Here is a 17,892-nt window from a genome sequence, read left to right as displayed (position 1 = left end):
TCTTTCTTCACAAAAAGTGATGCAGCCAGCATCACTTTTACTTTATATGGATATTAGCGAATGATAAACCTGCCGTTAGCATAATAATTTTATATGCTTATAGCACATAGCAGTAGATAAATTATATTTCTCCTTTGTTTTTCATATCAAAATATAATTTTTCAGCGTCTTTATTTCCGAAATTTGCAGCCCGCTCAAGAAAATTACTCGCCTTTATAACATCCTTCTCAACTCCAACGCCATAATAATATGCCTGTCCGAGATTATATAAAGCATTTGCGTCACTTGCATCCGCAGCTTTACTTATCCACTTAATAAATTCGGCAATATTGCTTTCTGTTCCTTCTCCTTTGTAATTCAATACACCAAATCTATTCATTGCATCGGCATTTCCACACTCTGACGCATACTTCATTAACTTGTACCCCAAATTTGGATTATAGAACTTGCTGCCAGCATCCGTATATTTATACGCAAGGTTTTTCGATGCAATATAATGTCCTTTATCTGCTGCTTGTTTATAATAGTCTACAGCTTTTTGTATATCAGCCGTAGTACCCAAGCCTTTATCATAAATAACTGCCACCTTGTTTATTGCTTCAACAGATCCTTTCTGTATCTGCATATTACATTGTTCAGTATATTTTTTGTAGTATTCCGCTGATTTTTTTGCATCATAAAGTAAATTTTCTTTTGTGCCATAAAAAATACCCAACTGGTACATTGAATCTGCGTTCCCCTGCTCTGCTGACCTCGTATAAAACTCGACAACTTGCTTTTCATACTTCTCCGCCAGGGTTGAATCTTTCACCACACCTTCACCCTTCAAATAGATAGCCGCCAACTTTTTACATGCTAAAACATTATAATTATCAGCAGCCATTTTATAGAAATCAATTGCCTTATTAATGTCTTTTTCAATACCCTTTCCATCAAAAAGTAAATTTGCCAGACTATACTGTGCTTCACTGTCTCCCTTGTCTGCTACAGCAGTATACAATTCTACTGCTTTTTGTATATCAACTTTACCTTCTCTTCCCTGATAATTGAAAAAAGCCATCCCTTTATATCCAGCAGGAATCCCTATTTTCATCAATTCGTCAAAATAAACTTTGGCTTTCTCATTATCTACGTCTACGCCTGTTCCTCCAAAATAAATGTTTGCCAATTTATTTAAAGCTTCAACTTCGCCTTCAGAAGCTTGTTTTTCATATATCTTAATAGCTTCCGAATAATATTCTCGATATTTCTTTAAGTCAATTTGAACTCCTCTGCCCTCGAGATACATATCCCCTAACTGGCAATATGCCGCAGCACTTCCCTTTTTCGCAGCCTGCTCAAATAATTCTTTTGCTTTATTGTAATCCAAGTCAACCGAATATCCATTTAAATACATCCAACCAAGATTCATTATCGCATCAGGATAATTTCTATCTGCAGCCTTTGAGAACAATTGGAATGCTTTTTTATAATCAACTGGATATCCTTCGTAACCATCGTAAATATCTCCGAGTCTATTTTGTGCTTCTGCATCGCCTTTATTTGCTGCTTCAGTATAAAATTTAAGTGCTTTCTCAATGTCAACTTCGACACCTGCACCAAGTTCATAAAGCATACCTAATCCTGTCTGTGCCTTACTATTGCCCAAACTGGCAGCTTTCTCATAATAAAGTACTGACTCTGGAAACTTATGTGCTTTATAATATCCATCTGCAATGAACATAAAAGCTTTACCAGTAAAGAAAAGGAATCCCAAAGCAATAATTATTAATACCAGAGCAGTCCCAATGATAAACTTTCCCATGCTGCGTTTTTTCTTGTTTTCTACAATTGAAGTTTCAGCTATCCCATTATTAATCATGTGTGTCTCCTTATTATTTGTTATTTATAACTATTTCTTGGGATTCTGCGTTCCACTGTACCGAGTACCCCATGTTTTCACTAACAAACCGCAGAGGAACCATGGTTCTTCCATTGATGGTCTGTGCTGCTTCCAACATTGTTACAGCCTTACCATTTACATATGCTGTTTTGGAGCCAATCTTGAGTTTAATGGTAGTATTGTCTTTTGTGATAAACACTTCCTGGGTAGTACCGTTCCACTCCACTGTAGAGCCAAAGGCCTCGGTAATAGCTCTGACAGGAACCAGAGTTGTACCCTTTGGAGCTACTGGAGCTGCTTCAAGAGTTATGAGCTTGGTTTCAGAACCTTTTGTTACGGACATCGATGTATTATTCAGATGCAGAACAACCGTTGTTTTTATAGAAATTTCGGTACTGGAAGCCATTTTTGACTTGATGTCGCTGATATTATCAAATGAAAGCACTCCGCCAAAGTATGCCTTGCCACCACTGACCGCCAAGTATTCATCGGAAGTCTTCAAAAATTCATTCTCATTGATTGAAACCTTCATTTTTGACAAATCGTACTTTGCTGCAGCCTGTTCCTTGGTCATTTTTTCTTTTAGAATACCTAAAGCAAGACCATTATTACTTTTGTCTTCAAGATATGAAATCATATCGTTTTCGCTTTTAAAAATATCTTTATGATATGGATCATAATATTGCTTAAACATATCGAGATATAAGTCCTTATATTTAGTATCCTGCCATTGCTCCCAATTGATAGCTATCAATTCAAAGCCATTCGGATATTTTGATTCACTTCCAGTCATAAGACCCATCAATTCATTTTGTAGAGAACCTACTTCACTTCCAAATGCAAATTCATCTGGTGTCATATCCAATTGACTATATGGGTTAGTTAAGTAAGAAGCCCATAAATTTACGACACTTAATTCCGTTCCCGATCTCGTCAAGACTACACAATTATCATATTCTTTTCCTTCGACCGTGACCTTGGTGAAATCATCATTGAAAGCCCAGTCGGTATATTTAGCAACTGGCGGCTTTGCTTCTTCCTCATCTGTTACATCCCAAGCATTTCTTGGAACCTTTTCATCACTGGCTGCACTGGCGACCGTAATATTAGCTGCCGAAAACATCACCGTAAAGACCATAAATAGGGCCAGAATCTCTCTCGTAATTTTCTTTTTCATAAATACACACTCCGTTATCATTTTATAAATAGCACTTCTTTGAAATAATGTTTTAAGCGGTTTCAGCCTTCCCTCCCCTACGCATACAAAAAGCCGCAGCAAATGTGCCACAGCTTTCACAATCAATCTGCAACCCGACTGTCATGGCAGCAATGCTTTAGACTCGTGGCTTTGTGTCTCTGCCTTTCGACAGATTTACTAAAGTATCCATATTCAATTTGGTGGCGACCTTGCCGCCATTTACATCATGGTATTATATTACAATATTTAAATGCTAATAGCAATGTTAATTAGTATGCTATTAGCATAATCTATGCCCAGTCAGTAGCCAAGTCAAAGATATATATCCAACTGATTAGAGTAACAAATATTTAGATATCCACTGGACAACTCCTATATGCTTAAGCATATCCAAGCCATATCTCAAGCATATCTCAAGCCCAGCATATTGAATAAAATCGCTATTCTGTCTATTCAACCCTAATGGGAAGATAAAGCATATCTTTAGCCATCCCTTTACGGTCACAAACTCCCGAGTTCTCTTTATATATAAAGGAAAAACGGGAGTTCCACAAATATCCATTATGCTGCGATTATGCTATAGCTTAAGCTTATACTGTGTTACGGTTATTCATCCAGGCTGGCGGAGTCCGTTAATATCCTTAACATAGACTGAATCTTAAAGTTATCCAATAATCTTCTTTTCTTTAAGAAATGTATATAGCAAATCTCTTGCTAAAGAGCTGGTATTGCGACCATACTTTTTTTCAAGACTCTCGATGAATTCAATGTCGGAGCTTCGTAATCTTACACAAATCATCTTCCTGCGGGAATGTTCAAATGAATAATCTGTCATTACTTCATCAGGTGAAAAATTATGCATTACATACATGATGAATTTTCCCCGCACTTTGGGCATATTTTTCCCAACCGAATAATATGCTTTCATCCCATCATATACGCACTCTGAAAGAGCAAACCAAACCTTCTGCTTATCCATTTTTTCACCTCGATTCTGATAATCATCGTTTATATAATAATCTACATTCAAATAAACAGTCAAACTTTCTGTTGCTGAAGGATAATTTTTATTGTATGCTAATAGCATAACAACTTACCCTTGGAGGTGAAACTATGCTCCAGCTTGTCCCCAGCGAAACTCCCGAAACCGCAGAATATTACAACAGATGTCTGGAAGCCGTCCGAATTGTACTGATGGATGAGCAAGATGAAGCAGTGAATTATCGGGCTATTACCCGAATGGGCAAATATGTCTTGCTACCTATAGATAACTACTACCATGTCATAGGCGGACTTGACTCGGACACAGAAAAGTTGGCAGATACCGCAAAAATATTGCGTGCAAAATTACGATATTTGTTAGGCTTCCTGGTGGAATCGCCAGAACCAGAGCTGCGTTTCAGTCTTTATCCAACCGTTCCAACGCTGGAAGCATACTATCTCCAGCATCGTTACTTAATAATGAAAATCGGCCCATTTGACTGGGCAATATATAACCGCTTTGAGTCCCAAATATCAAAATAAAATCTATGGGTAAGACACCCAGCAAGGAGGATTATCAATGAAAACAGAAGTAATAGATACCAAAATCGTATGGGCGGGAAATGGCCGCTTTTATCATATTTTCCGCACTCGCTGCGGACTGTTGGATAGTTTAACAATCCGCTACCCAATCAAGTCTGGAATTCGCACAATTACTCGGAATGTGCCCTTCTTTATGGGACTCCCACTGCAAAAAGTCGTAGAATTTGCAGCAGACAGGGTTTAACGGCATATAGATTGAAGTGTTGACAGGTGAAATGGCAATTCCTGATTAGAGACAGTTATCAGGAATTATCTGTGATAAGAGACGAATAAATACGTTTTTAGCAATATGACCGCAGGTATACTCACGTTCCTGCGGTCTTTCTAATTTCTCAACAAATTCTATCTATAAGACTATTGCGTTTTTAAAAACGTGGACGCCAAAAAGTCCAACAAGTCCTATACCGATTTGGGTCATATGTAGCCTTTTTGAGTAGATTGAACGTAAAGATTAATTCATATTAGTTTGTCGCAATTTGAATTAATTCATTTTAATTCATCTTAATCTGAATGTTACAATATTTCCCACGCAAACATTCCTCACTTCTATAAACAACAGCGGAATTGACAATCTATCACATTTCATTCCTAAATTAAATACGTTTTTAAAAACGTATTCCTGCAAACTCCCGCAAATGGGCATAAAAAAGCCATGTACCTCATTAAAGTACATGGCCAAATATGTAGTACAAGCCTTGATAGGCTTGCACGTCAGATCTTACAGAAGAAGAAGGATCTATATAAAGCTGGCAATCCAGCGTTATATTAAAAAAATCAAGGGGTATGGGAAGACACCCCTTGTTGACAAAGGATTTTTATTATGATGATCAATAGCTCCAGTTCATCTTGTAAGATTATCTTGGATGCTTTAAGCATAATCAATGACTCTCTCCAATGTCAAATATTTTTCTGCACGAATTGATTACATCCGAATGCTGAATTCATTTGCCAGCAATTTGACTGCGGTAAGCCCCAACAATCGCTTCCCATGCCGCTCTTCAGGAAGTCCTTTCACTATCACTTTCCTATCACCCTTCCAAGCTCGGCGAGCAGCCAACTTATACTGTTCACATTGAGATGTTTCGCACAGAAGTATCAAAATTTGCTCGGAAGGAACAATCGATACAATAATATCTTTTAGATACGGCATTTGATGGGGTTCAATCAAAATTATACTTTCAGACTGCATGAATTGACAGACTGTTAGCAAATCCGCCTTTGCTGTAACCACAATGCAGTATTGGGCTTCTGCTTTGATTTCACAGTACTCCAACGGAATACTTGGAATTATGCTGGATTCATTTTCTCTCGTTTCTTTAGTTATCTGCTGTAGCATATCAGTGAGTAAGGCTACAGCCTCCTTATAGCCCACTTCCTTCTGTTTCTGGACAAACGTGATGATGTCCATAACGTCATGCATCTCACAACCTGGCTTATAACAACCCGCAAAGATATTTTTACGCACCTGATCCCATGAAAAGTAAAAACGCCTTTCTCCGCATTTGGGGCAGTCGGTGTAAGCATACACCCGCCCCTTCTCCCTGTCAGTTTCCTGGTCATCAACCGAAATGTCCAGCTGCTCCAGCATATCGAAGAACACTTTTTCCGACAGTTTATCTTTCAAAAGCCGCTTGAATCGGTCCAGCCGTGCAATCGGCAAAAATAGTTGCAAGGCAAAATTGACAACATCGGTCTCATCAATGCTGCCTACTGCATACTGTTCGGCTCCATTAACTGCAATAGGCACATCGATACAGCTTTCCCGATTACAGTCATGCATAATGGTGTAGTTCTTTCGATGGTCCAGCTTTTTGAGGTTCTGCATCGCTCCGCTCACAGCCTCCTCCAGCGACATTCCCATAATCTTGTATGCTTTAACATACTTGTTTTTGATTCGTGTTATCTTTGTCATGTGACCAACCCCTTTCATTTTTTATAAGTTTGTGATGTCCGACATACACGCCGAGTCGTTTGAGTGCAATACGCACCAAGTCATTCTTTAAATCTGTCCCGAGTGTGTTTTTACCATTGCACGTTGTCAACTCACGTTGAATCACCTGTTTTTCAACAGATGTCCCGATTTCAGCCGTACCGAATTTCTTCTCCAAATATGCAAGTAACTCGCTGATTCTTTGTCCATTTCTGGTATTATTGTTCTGGTGTTTCACGCAAAATGCGAATGGGTGCCAATCTTGCGTCAGGCATCCACAGAAATATTCCTGGAGGACGCACATCAAGCGGTTGCTTTGGATGAAGCAGTATACCTCAACAGGCTCTTTTGTATGCTTCCGTAACTTTGTCCTCATAATGCACTGGATCAAGTCCGCAGCCATCTCGCTTTCAAATATTTCCTGCAGCCTTTCATCTTGATAAACTCGCCCATCTATTTTGGTAAAGGGATATGTGCCGAACTCGGTCCGAATGCCATGAGATAACGCTTTGGCAGCATAATAAGCATCAGGTTTGTGATTAAGTCCATACAGCAAAACCCGTTCCGCATTGGCGTATTGATTATCCCCCTTAATATTCCCATAATAGTTGACGTTACAGTTAAAGTTATTATCCTGCCATTCATCTAAAATCGCACGGAACTCCCCAACCCGATCCTTGTATGTCAACAGCAGCATTTCGCCTGAAAAATCAGTAAGGACATCGGTGAGTAAAGCTCTGGGATCGATCGGCTTCTCATTACTCAAAAGTTTTGTGCGGCTCAAGTTTATGTTTCTGTGTTCATTTATTGTCAAGTTGGAGAAATCACGAATTTGCGGTGCATCCAGAATCAGGTACCGTTTACCTTGGTAATCCCTATCAACAGTTGCAGTTGCATCAAAAATTACAATTTTCATATCAAAGTCGGGATGCAGAATGTCAGCTGTAAATATCTTCTCTGGTATGGGCTGATTTTTTCTATAACTTGTGAACTGCACAATACCCCCCTTGCAAATGAAGCTTACCAGTAAACCCAGTACTGCAAAGTCCTCACCCTCATATGCCTGAAAGAAGTACCCTTTCATTTCATCCGATAATTGAAATGATGCGTCGATGGGATCTGCAATAATATAGTCGTCATTAAGCTCCGATACTTTCAAATTAATATGATGGATATATCCCTCAAGCAGCTTTGCCTCACTGTAGAGTGGTGATTCAGGATCAACTTTGATCAAAAATTCTCGAAGTTTAGATAGATCATTTCTGGAGAGGCATTGATTCATAGTTATTTGTGGCTTTTCGTCAATGAGCATCAATGAACGCTTTCTTTTATTACCGTTTCTGTCCACAAAGTACGCCAGTTCACCGAGATCCTCACCGTATAAAGCTCGCATCCGAAGACGTTCATGGCTGATAATCAATACCTGGTAATCTTCATGCTCTTTTCTTGCCTGCTTTTTTCTGCAAAAATGCGGACATTCTCGACATGCCCTTGGGTCATATTTAGATAATCTCTGCAAGCATAAATCCGCATGGAAGCTGAAATAAGGGATTGCTCTTCCATCCAACTCGTTCTCCATTCGCAGCATATCTGCAACCCGCTCAACTGCAATCACAATTCCCATTTCAGGAAAGGCATCTGCCAATATTTTGACCAATTCGATAATGGCGGTCGTCTTTCCAAAGCCACACACGCCAGGGTGAACGACGATGCGGTTCTCTTCTCTCCACTGATTGGTAACCACACTGCACAGTTCTCTTATAAGCCTTTCATGTTCTTCCCCAACGAACACACCGTACGACCGCAATCTCTCCACTATTTTTCCTGTGGCTTTGTTAACCAAATATCTGTAATCATCTTTCACGATGATTTGATTCAAAGCGTATCTTGTTTTCCCTTCGATACCTTTTCCATACATTTCCTTATCCTCCTTCACAAAAAATTATGTAAATGCCTTCAAACGCCTCCAAACTCCCATATGCTGGATGTGACTGAATTGATATAATCAATACATCATAATTGATATGGAGGTGCCCGTATGAAGGCTGATGATTTTCAAAGTAAGGCTGATGTTCTTGATGAAATAGTAGCAATAGCCAGCCGCTCGAATGATCCCGTCGTTTTCGCAAGCGATCTTGCAGAACTCTTACTTACCAATGGTTTAATTTCCGAGGCCGTTTACGACATCCTTATGGGTGTCAATTAAGTCGCATCCCAGCTTGACCATCAATCGGCCAAGCTGGCTTCGCTTACGGAGATTGTCAGCATATCTGATTCATCAGACGCTTCAGATACTTCCAAAATAACGCCTGGAACAACATCTTCCAATCGCTGTCCTGGATTGATCTCCACTCCTTGGTCCATCTGCTCAACCATTTCACGCAGAATCGCCACTGCCATAAATGGATCAAGGGGCTCCCTGATTTGAAGATTAGGCTTTCCTCTGCTATGCAGGAGTCCACATGTAAAATAGCTAACCACCGCAGGGTCCTCATGGTCCATCTCTACACGGACGTAGTATCCGTACCGTTCCCAACTCCACCGTTCAATCTCATATTGTTTATATTCATTGATGTTGCATCACCCCTTTCAATTCGTATATGTAGCCAGGAGAGCGGTCTCCTGGTCTGATTTTGGCAATACAAAACCAAGCCTCTCTCTAAAAGACTGTTTTAGTATACTAATTATTGGAAATTTCATAGATAGGCTTTAGACTTGTAATGCTGAAATCTTTGTCATGCACTGGATTAAGATATGGCTGTTGGTAATTATGCGATCCCAATCATGTGCCAAACATTATAAAGACTGGTTGTGCCAAAACTTTTCAAGACCGTGGTTACGCTCGGCAAGTTTGGATTGTCATTGATTTCTCTGGCCTTGAGCGGTCGTCCCACCTTTGCAACTTCCTCTTTGAGTCTGCGTTGGACATCCTCTTTTTGGTATCTGGTGCGATCCACTGGGGATGGCTGGAATCCCGCAGCAATCCTTAAGCCGTTCATTCCGCCAAAAATTATGCTGTAAACAGATGAGCTGTATAACCCCGAAGCACGGTTGATCTCATCTGCGTAGAGCGGAGCACCTTTATCCCATGAGCCCTCAATGTATCCATCAAGCATTGCGTCATTTTCTGAATCTACGTGTGGCGGCTTCTTATTCAGTGGCAACCCCGCTGCAATGACAGCATTATTGTGGCTTCCATAGATTTTACATACTTGTTTTGCCGAAATCCCCATCGCTCTGTAATCCCGAGTTGTTGGTGTCTTGCCTGTTTTTGAAAAGTGCTTTAGAAATAGTTCCAGCAACTCTTCATTGGTATTTTTTCGGAATGTTATAGCATCATTTCCTTCCATTCATTATCTCCCTTTCTTTGATTCTGTCACCGTGCGGGTTTCCCCGCACGATATAACACAGTATTCCGTTCAGTCATCAAGCTTTAAGCCTCCTCCACCAGATCGGAAAAATGTTCATCAATCGCTTCCGTACAATCATGTTCCTGGCACCATTCAAATGCCTCTCGCCTTGTCATTGGAATTATGGCTTCGCCGCCGCAATAGGTGTTGCTGTCTACACGTTCGGCATAGCAGGTATATGGCCCGCCCTCCCCTGCAAGGAAATACTTTCCTTTCTTTGTTAAATAAAGCTCCTCGGAAATATAAGAGAAATCCGAGCTGTATCCATAACTGTATTCCGCCAACTTTGTTGCGGTTGCTGTGTTGTATACCTTTCCTTCAATCACTTTTTTCATATCGATCACTCTCCTTTTTTATTTTTGATTCGGCTGCATGAATGCAACCTATGTACTACTTTCGGAATTGTGTTTTTCCGAAAGTATCTGTCTGTATGCAAAAGCTTAATTAACTGCTACTTCTCAATGAGAAATGCCTTGTTTATTTCTTCATCATATATTTCAAAGCAATGCTTTCTTGAGTTCAAGAGCTCATAGTTCATCATAATGAGAACGTGGCATTGGAACTCCGAAAGCTTCTTGATTTTTTCAACCAACGTACGAGTTGCACCCTTGAGTCCGTCCTCGCAATATTCAAAACAATTCATCGCCCCTAAATTCATCAGCAAAATCTGTTTAGGCGATCTTCCATCAACGGTATAGCGTGTAGAGTGAAAGGCTCTCATTATTACGAGGGCTTCTTCCTTGGTAAGAAGGTTTGTAAGCTCTTTTTTTGTCAGCTCATGCAAGTCATACAGAGTGCCAATCATTTCTTCAACAAACATTCTCATGTTATAATCAAACATTTTCTCCCTGTCTTCAGGTTCGGAGGGCAGCATTTCCCCTCTTGGGTATGCCTTTACTTTCTGTTCTGTTTCCTTGAATATAAATCCAAATTTGTTCATCTTACATCCGCTCCTTTTCTTTTTGACGATTCCCATTCATCTGAAAATGGGTGACTTTAATAAACCCCATGTATACTGGGCTTTTTTGAATTTTGGCATATGCCAAATTCGTATGTTCAATTGCCTATTTCTTTGGAACTTACTTCACCGCCGACTGGCGACTGATAATTGATTGACTGGCTATCTTTATTTGATCAATCAGTTCATAATTCTATTTTTCATAAAGACTCCCTCCCTTTTCAAGTATTTTGTTGACTTTGTTACCATTTGTTTTGCTTTCTTCTTCGCCATCTCAACAACAAAGCATCTGTGTCTCTTGACATTCTCATAGTAGCAAAAAGGCAATATGAATCTCAAATTTCACTCACGGCGGCATATTTGTACGATTTTTAAATGTATGGTATACTTACCATTGAGGTGAAATAATACTATATGGCTAATCCAACATATGAAAGATACAATATAATGCTCAACCACATGTACTTAACAATGTTTCCATCTTTATCTTGGCAAGTTAAGGCAGGCATCAATCCCAATGATTGGTTTATTCGCTATGTTCTTACCGAAATCATTCCGAGATTGATTAACTGGTTTACACCAACACAGATCAAATATAAAGGTGTCATTCTGACACCTTTCAGTTATGCTGATCTTGAAGTGTTATATGAGTACGGCGAGATGTCCATGGTGCGAAGGCGAAGAATCGTAACAACTTACGAATCAGCATTACAACAAGGCAAACCATTGTCTTACCGAGATATTGCCTATCTTCATTTCACCACCAAAAACACCGTGGCTAAATGGATTACTGATGCTGGTTTATGTGGTTATTCCTTAAGTCCTTCCGATAATTATATTCCAGCCAGACGGACTGTTGTGTTGAAGCAATATTTAGATGCTGAATGCTTCCAAGGGAAAATTACAGATAAAGTTCGATTCAACTATCAAAACCAATATACCTTTCCATCAGAACGGCGATGGTTCTTTTGTGAGATGCTAATCTGCAAGCTGCACAATACATATATGACCTCGGCAGCATAAAATATCATACAAGCCCTTTACATAAATGAATCGCAATATGCTGATTACATCAAGTTATTTGAAAATTATGCTCATAAGCTCAATCCCCTTTATAATGACTTCTTCCAGGAATCATTCCAACATACCGTTCCCATCCGATTACTCGCATCAGTAGCTACAGCATGCAGTCCAGATCCTATTGGAACAACTGCAATGATCAAGATATTCGAGCAATACAACGAAGCCATTGATAGAAATATATTAGGCAATGAAGATATGTCAACTTCACTATTTCGATATCCAAAAGCGACTAATTTAGAGGATTCGACTGGCGAAGCAACCAGAAGTCCAATCAACTTGCATTTATATTCCTCGGATCGATTTCGATTATTTGATGGTGTTCGGATTAAGAATCATATCAGTAATACAGTTCAATCACTCCGTCAGCAAGCTGCCGAGTCATGTTGCATATTATCAGAAATAGATCTTTCATTCATGCTCGGAATATCCAGAGACCAGATCCAAGACATCAAAAAAAGCAGTAAAAACGCCCAGTCACAAATCTGACTGGGCGTGTAGATGTAATTCTATTAACATCACTTCTATTTTATACACTTCATAAACTCTACGAAAAACATTCTGACGGTTATTACATACTCACGGCATTCCTTGGCTGTTGCAAGGGATATTCCATTACCATGTGCAACTTTGTTTCGATATTTATTCGTAATTTTCGTACATTCTTTTTGGAATCCCTGTATATCTTCTTCTGATTCAAGAATTCCTGGTTTAAAATTATTAAGAGCAAAACTTTTGAAGATCTTCTTGCATTCATTATCTTCAAGGAGATGATATACTTTTCCTAATGTAAAATTAATTTCTCTTGTATTCATGCAATGCCTAATTTGATCTGGATATTTGTCCAAATTGGTTCTATTATTTTTCCAATCCCCATATTTTTCAACGCAATACTTCAACATAGGTTCAAAAATGTATTTTCTCAACTCCACTTCCAAAGCTTTTGTTATTGGTATACATAACGGAGAATAATCAAATTGGTCATTTACTTTTTCCCCATATGTTTTAAACAAGTATTCAGAGCTATACAGAAACTTCTTTGAATCTTCCTCCAGTTTATACCAGGCTTCCCCAAATAAATCTCTTAAAAACAAATCTGCTTCCATAAAAATATTCTTATCAAAGCTATCCTGCATCAGCTGAAAGGCATTATTTTGCGTCAGGTTCACAAGTTTATTAATAATTTCGTCCTTCAATGCCATGTTTTCCATTGTTTCAGAAAACTGGCTACGGAGATTTTGAATATCTGCATTAATACTGCTAATTTGATTTTCCATAACATCAAAACGCTTCTTCAATCCTTCAAATTCGGATGTTATTGAAGCCATTCCCGAAATTATTGGATCTTCCTGTACAAACCCGCCACCAAAGGCTCCTTGATAGAGGATATTTCCGCTCGAATCATACTGAACTCCATATCCAAAAGGAACACCATTTCGGATACTTCCATCGAAAAGAAGATTATTGCTATGGCCAAATATCTTCAGTTCCCCATCAAGTTTACCTGTATATGAAAGAAATGTCGAAGATGCCTTGCTTGTATATTTACCCAGTCCAAGGTCAAATACAAGTAATTCTGATTTTGATGCGTTTATACACCCATTCCGCACAAAAATCTCCGAACAAAACATACTTTGAGGTACAACATAGATAAATTTTGTGGTTTTAATCGTTTTCGTTCCTTCGCCATGCTTTATTACTTCATCGCATCGGGCAATATTGCCTGATTCCGTGTAGTCGGTTTCTTTGAGAAATATGTATCGTTTTAGTTCTTTATCATACTTATAAATTGTTTCTGACTTAATACGTCTATTAGGATAGTATTGGCTTTCGGAAAATTCTCTTCCGTCTATACGACTTCTCAATCCATTTAGTAAAAAGCCCATTTTCTTGCTTAAATTCAGAAAAAGATGTTTTATCATAAATAACGATTCTCCACCTAACATTTCAACGTGTCACTAACTACAAATCCATCTTGATCCCGTTATTTTTCAGCCATTCTTTCCTGCTGCTGTAATCAGGCAGCACCGCAGCAACGATATCCCAGAACTTCTGTGAATGGCCATGCTCCAGCAAGTGAGCCATCTCGTGAACCACGATGTAGTCCAGAACAGGCGATGGAGCCATGATGCTCTTCCAGTTGAACAGCAACTCACCCTTGCTGGTACAGCTGGCCCAACGCTTTTGCTGATCTTTGACCCGTATTTGCGTCGGTTTTATATGAAATTTACTCTCATACAATTTTACACGTTCCCTTATCTTCTCCAAGGCTTTTTGCTTATACCAGTCTTCCAGAGCCTTGTGTATCTGTACTTCATCCCTGGTTTCCACAGAAACCTGGAACTTTCCATTGATGAGCCCTACTCTTGGGCGTTCAATCCCAGGCTCAACTATCACCTGCATAGAGTAATTCCGCCCCAGGTACATAAGCGACTCTCCATTGACCATTTCTCTCCTAATTGGAATATACGCCATATCCCGCATTGCAAAAAGCCGCTGAACAATCCAGCTGGCTCTACTTCTAACCTTGTTCAGGATTGCTTCCTCGGTTGCACCTTCTGGAGCCACAACATGAACCAAATCAGGAGGCTCAACACTGATTTCCATAGTCCTGCGTCTGGAGGAATATGTCACATCATATATAATTGTCTTTGTCCCGTACTGAAAGGACATCTGCATCATCTATCTACCTCAATCCAAGACAGCATAGTGCTTCTTTGCCAGTATTAGTAGTGGCTGCACAAGCTGTTTCCTGACATTTATCTTTATTTGTTTAAAGTACTGTGTATTGAGCAGCATGTAGATGGCCCGTTCAATATCCCCTGTCTTTGTCAGGTTAGTCGTCCAATCCACAACATAGTTTTGTCGGATAATGTCGGCAACATCCTTTGCAATGCCTTTAGAGAGCTCAATTACATCCTGGCTTATGTATTCTGCTGCATCTTCCTTTACAATGCTTGCTGATGTTTCTTCCGTATCAGTCAAATACTTCTTCACTGTTTCAAAGAAAGCATATTCTTCCACAGACAATCCAAGAGCTTTCGCTTCATGCTGCTCACCTTTCTCCACATGTCCATTGATGAATTCTTCGAGCTGCTTTTTACGCTCCACCCAGTTATTCTTGGTTTCCTCCAGAAGCTGCTGCAGCTTTTCCAGCAGACTTGTGTAATACACTGGATTCTCATCCATTTTGACATGGATAACATTTTTGATCGCATGTTCCATGGCTGAAGCCACAGCTTCATCCGACTTAAGAGTCTTCATCCTGGAAGAAAAGTCTGAATCGAACAGCGTGACAGGGGCAATCCACTGACGAACCCCCAGCGACTCCAGATGCTCTGAAATCAGCCTTTTAACCTTTTCACCGCAGTCCGCAATATCGAGTTCTTTTCCAGGCTCAAAGCGGGCTTTCGCCGCTGCTCTGATATAGCCCAGCCAACGAAGGTCGTTAATGTGCTCGGTCGGAACATGGGCAGGCAGGATCTGTTCCATGGCTGAAGCAAATCGCTTATAAGCAAGCTCAAACTCGGCACGTTTGTCCTCGGGCTCGATTTTTCTGACCAAGGCATCCAGATCATCTTTCTCTATGCCGACAAACATAGCCATAACAGCTTCACGGTACGACAGCATTTGCTTATATATAGAATCCAGTGACTCCATGGGCTGCCCCAGCTCTTCACGGTCAAAAATGGCCAGAGCCTCCTCCAGAAAGTCCGTTACGCCGTAATAATCGACTACATAGCCACATTTCTTTTTTTCACCACAGGTTCGGTTCACTCGTGCAATAGCCTGAAGCAGTCCATGCTCTTTGAGAGGCCTGTCCAGATACATGACCTGCTCGATAGGGGCATCAAACCCCGTCAGCAGCATGTCCTTGACAATCAGGAAGGCCAGCTTGTCCTTATCAAGAGGCTTGGTGAACCGCTTGATGATGGCATCCTGTTCTTCCTTGGTTGTAAAATGTGCCTTCAAATGCGGCGGGTCATTCAAGTTGCCCGAGAAAATGACCTTTACCTCCAGCTCTTCCCCTGTGATAGCCTTCATGTGCTTGTTCATGGCATTATAATACTTCACGCAGGCATCACGGGACACACAGACCACCTGGGCCTTGAAGCCATTGGGGTAAATCTGTTCCTTGTAATGCTGAAGCATATCCTTTGCAATATCCTCCACCCTGCTATCCGCTTCTACAATGGATCGCTTATTAGCATACTTCTGTTTGATGGCTTCCTTTTCGTCATCGGACTTATCTTCAAATGCCTGATCAAACAGACCTTCCAGCGTATCCGCCTTGATATGCAGGTCAGGTCGTCTGCCTTCGTAAACGATTTTGACGGTTGCTCCGTCATCTACGGCCTGCTGGATAGTATATTTATCAATATAACTCCCGAAGGTACGTGGAGTCGATTTATCTTCTTTGTCAATCGGAGTTCCAGTAAAGCCGACAAAGGCTGCATTGGGCAGAGCATCCCGCATATTTTTAGCCATGCCTGTATACTGGCTGCGATGAGCTTCATCGGCCAGAACAATGACATTGGACTTGGTAGTCAGTACAGGGAATTCCTTCTCAAACACCAAAGCAGCTCTCTGCTTGCTGTCGTTCATAATTTCCGAAGCTTCCTTTTCGGACTGGAACTTATGGATGGTGGTCATAATGATCTGCGGTTGTGCCTTGGAAAGCAGATCCTTCATCTCGCTGACAGATTCAGCTCGGACAGGAGTCGTGATGCTGGAAAGCGTACGTACAAAGGTATTGTAAATCTGCTTGTCTAAATCAATACGGTCAGTAACTACAACAATGGTAGCATCCATCAGCTCGGCAACTCGTCGGATTTTTCGTGCAAGAAACACCATGGTCAATGATTTCCCTGAACCCTGTGTATGCCAAACCACCCCACCACGGCTAACAGAGTCCTTTCCATGAATCAACCTATCCAGTGCCTTGTTGACCGCACGATACTGCTGATAACGGCAGAGCTTCTTGACCTTTGTGCCTGTTTCACTGTCGGCTTCAAAAAGCAGAAAGTTCCGCATCACATCCAGTAGGTTACTCTTTTCGAGCAGTCCCTGTAGGAACAGGTTCTGCCCGTTGTTCCCCACATCCTCAATGGATTCCTTCTTAAAAGGATACGGGTCTTTCCACTCGACGTAATGACCATACTTGGAGCTAATCGTTCCCGCATAAGCATGGTATTTGTTCAAAATTCCAGTAAAAAAGTTGGTATAGAACAGCCTTGGTACACCTTCGACCTTCTCTGAACCACGGGCATCCATATATCGGCGGAGCTGCTCATAGGCCTCATGCTTGCCCATCTTCTCATTCTTGCTTTGCTCCAAGAACGGTGACTTGCATTCCAAGACGACCACAGGAATACCGTTGACGAACAGTACGATATCAGGGATGGCCTTTTCATTGGGCCCCTGAATCCTGAACTGCCTTGTTATCAGAAATTCATTATTACTCGGATTCTCCCAGTCAATGAACGTCACGGTGTGATACTTCTTCTGCCCACTACCATCCAGATCCTGATCCAGAGCGAAGGTCAGGTTCACAAGTACATCATAGATCTTCTCATTTATCTCCAGGAGATTGGTTCCCAGATTTTCAGGACGAGCTAAAAGCCGAACCGCTTTATTGATACTGCCCTCATCCATCCATGGATTAAGCCGTTTCAAAGAACGCTCCAGACGCTTGACCAGAATCACTTCCGTCATGGAATCCCTCTCTCCCTGTTCAGGGTTCAGCTGGTCTCCATACACAAATTCATAGTCCAGTTTATCTTTTATGTATTGTACCGCTGGCAGTTCCACCAGCATTTCTTCGTTGCCTAAATAAGTTTTCAATATTTC

Annotated in this window: 16 protein-coding genes and 1 riboswitch; of the genes, 4 read left to right on the top strand and 12 right to left on the bottom strand. The window is 40.6% G+C overall.

From position 1 onward, the window contains the following. Positions 1 to 121: 121 nt before the first annotated feature. The 3 genes from T344_RS0101170 to T344_RS0101160 form a co-directional block, all read right to left on the bottom strand. On the bottom strand, positions 122 to 1,861 hold the full coding sequence (locus tag T344_RS0101170; protein WP_027627201.1) for a tetratricopeptide repeat protein: 1,740 nt from the start codon (positions 1,859 to 1,861) through the stop codon (positions 122 to 124). Between the two features lie 13 nt (positions 1,862 to 1,874). After that, entirely contained in the window at positions 1,875 to 3,059 is a 1,185-nt protein-coding gene (locus tag T344_RS29535; protein WP_162178014.1) for a stalk domain-containing protein, read from the bottom strand. A gap of 125 nt (positions 3,060 to 3,184) precedes the next feature. Beyond that, positions 3,185 to 3,269, bottom strand: a riboswitch (cyclic di-GMP riboswitch). Positions 3,270 to 3,744: 475 nt separating this feature from the next. Then, a complete protein-coding gene (locus T344_RS0101160) occupies positions 3,745 to 4,059 on the bottom strand; it encodes a hypothetical protein (protein WP_154669405.1) in 315 nt (104 codons plus the stop codon). A gap of 134 nt (positions 4,060 to 4,193) precedes the next feature. On the opposite strand from T344_RS0101160, the gene T344_RS0101155 reads away from it, so the two are divergent. After that, the gene (locus T344_RS0101155) at positions 4,194 to 4,604 is read left to right on the top strand and encodes a hypothetical protein (protein ID WP_027627199.1); all 411 of its coding nucleotides are present in this window, start codon (positions 4,194 to 4,196) and stop codon (positions 4,602 to 4,604) included. 37 nt (positions 4,605 to 4,641) lie between these two features. Further along, positions 4,642 to 4,848 (top strand): hypothetical protein, encoded by a 207-nt coding sequence (locus T344_RS0101150; RefSeq protein WP_027627198.1) that lies wholly within the window; start codon positions 4,642 to 4,644, stop codon positions 4,846 to 4,848. A 738-nt stretch (positions 4,849 to 5,586) separates the two neighbouring features. Here T344_RS0101150 and T344_RS0101145 read toward each other — a convergent pair. Then, positions 5,587 to 6,576, bottom strand: coding sequence for a hypothetical protein (locus T344_RS0101145; RefSeq protein WP_027627197.1), 990 nt, complete (start codon positions 6,574 to 6,576; stop codon positions 5,587 to 5,589). Beyond that, on the bottom strand, positions 6,539 to 8,512 hold the full coding sequence (locus tag T344_RS0101140) for a hypothetical protein (RefSeq protein WP_027627196.1): 1,974 nt from the start codon (positions 8,510 to 8,512) through the stop codon (positions 6,539 to 6,541). The genes T344_RS0101145 and T344_RS0101140 overlap by 38 nt, the downstream gene beginning before the upstream one ends. A 120-nt stretch (positions 8,513 to 8,632) precedes the next feature. Between T344_RS0101140 and T344_RS30905 the strand changes: the two genes are divergently transcribed. Further along, entirely contained in the window at positions 8,633 to 8,800 is a 168-nt protein-coding gene (locus T344_RS30905; protein WP_154669404.1) for a hypothetical protein, read from the top strand. A 20-nt stretch (positions 8,801 to 8,820) separates the two neighbouring features. On the opposite strand, the gene T344_RS30900 is transcribed toward T344_RS30905, so the two are convergent. The 4 genes from T344_RS30900 to T344_RS0101115 all read right to left on the bottom strand — a co-directional run bounded on the left by T344_RS30900 (position 8,821) and on the right by T344_RS0101115 (position 10,944). Beyond that, positions 8,821 to 8,994, bottom strand: coding sequence for a hypothetical protein (locus T344_RS30900; protein WP_154669403.1), 174 nt, complete (start codon positions 8,992 to 8,994; stop codon positions 8,821 to 8,823). Positions 8,995 to 9,362: 368 nt separating this feature from the next. Further along, positions 9,363 to 9,944, bottom strand: coding sequence for a homing endonuclease associated repeat-containing protein (locus T344_RS0101125; protein ID WP_027627194.1), 582 nt, complete (start codon positions 9,942 to 9,944; stop codon positions 9,363 to 9,365). 83 nt (positions 9,945 to 10,027) lie between these two features. Further along, a complete protein-coding gene (locus T344_RS0101120) occupies positions 10,028 to 10,339 on the bottom strand; it encodes a hypothetical protein (protein WP_027627193.1) in 312 nt (103 codons plus the stop codon). Positions 10,340 to 10,455: 116 nt separating this feature from the next. Further along, a complete protein-coding gene (locus T344_RS0101115) occupies positions 10,456 to 10,944 on the bottom strand; it encodes a hypothetical protein (RefSeq protein ID WP_027627192.1) in 489 nt (162 codons plus the stop codon). Between the two features lie 432 nt (positions 10,945 to 11,376). On the opposite strand from T344_RS0101115, the gene T344_RS0101110 reads away from it, so the two are divergent. Continuing rightward, positions 11,377 to 11,985, top strand: a complete 609-nt coding sequence (locus tag T344_RS0101110; RefSeq protein WP_027627191.1) for a hypothetical protein — start codon at positions 11,377 to 11,379, stop codon at positions 11,983 to 11,985. 581 nt (positions 11,986 to 12,566) lie between these two features. Here T344_RS0101110 and T344_RS0101100 read toward each other — a convergent pair. The 3 genes from T344_RS0101100 to T344_RS0101090 are packed head-to-tail and all read right to left on the bottom strand — an operon-like array spanning position 12,567 to position 17,886. Next, positions 12,567 to 13,964, bottom strand: a complete 1,398-nt coding sequence (locus T344_RS0101100) for a hypothetical protein (RefSeq protein ID WP_027627189.1) — start codon at positions 13,962 to 13,964, stop codon at positions 12,567 to 12,569. 40 nt (positions 13,965 to 14,004) lie between these two features. After that, a complete protein-coding gene (locus tag T344_RS0101095; RefSeq protein WP_051571519.1) occupies positions 14,005 to 14,724 on the bottom strand; it encodes a M48 family metallopeptidase in 720 nt (239 codons plus the stop codon). A 9-nt stretch (positions 14,725 to 14,733) separates the two neighbouring features. Further along, entirely contained in the window at positions 14,734 to 17,886 is a 3,153-nt protein-coding gene (locus T344_RS0101090; RefSeq protein WP_027627187.1) for a type I restriction endonuclease subunit R, read from the bottom strand. Positions 17,887 to 17,892: the final 6 nt, after the last annotated feature.

The organism is Ruminiclostridium cellobioparum DSM 1351 = ATCC 15832, assembly GCF_000621505.1.
Lineage (GTDB): Bacteria > Bacillota > Clostridia > Acetivibrionales > DSM-1351 > Ruminiclostridium > Ruminiclostridium cellobioparum.
The sequence above is the reverse complement of the archived record's forward strand: the minus strand, read 5'-3'. Positions and strand labels throughout refer to the sequence as shown.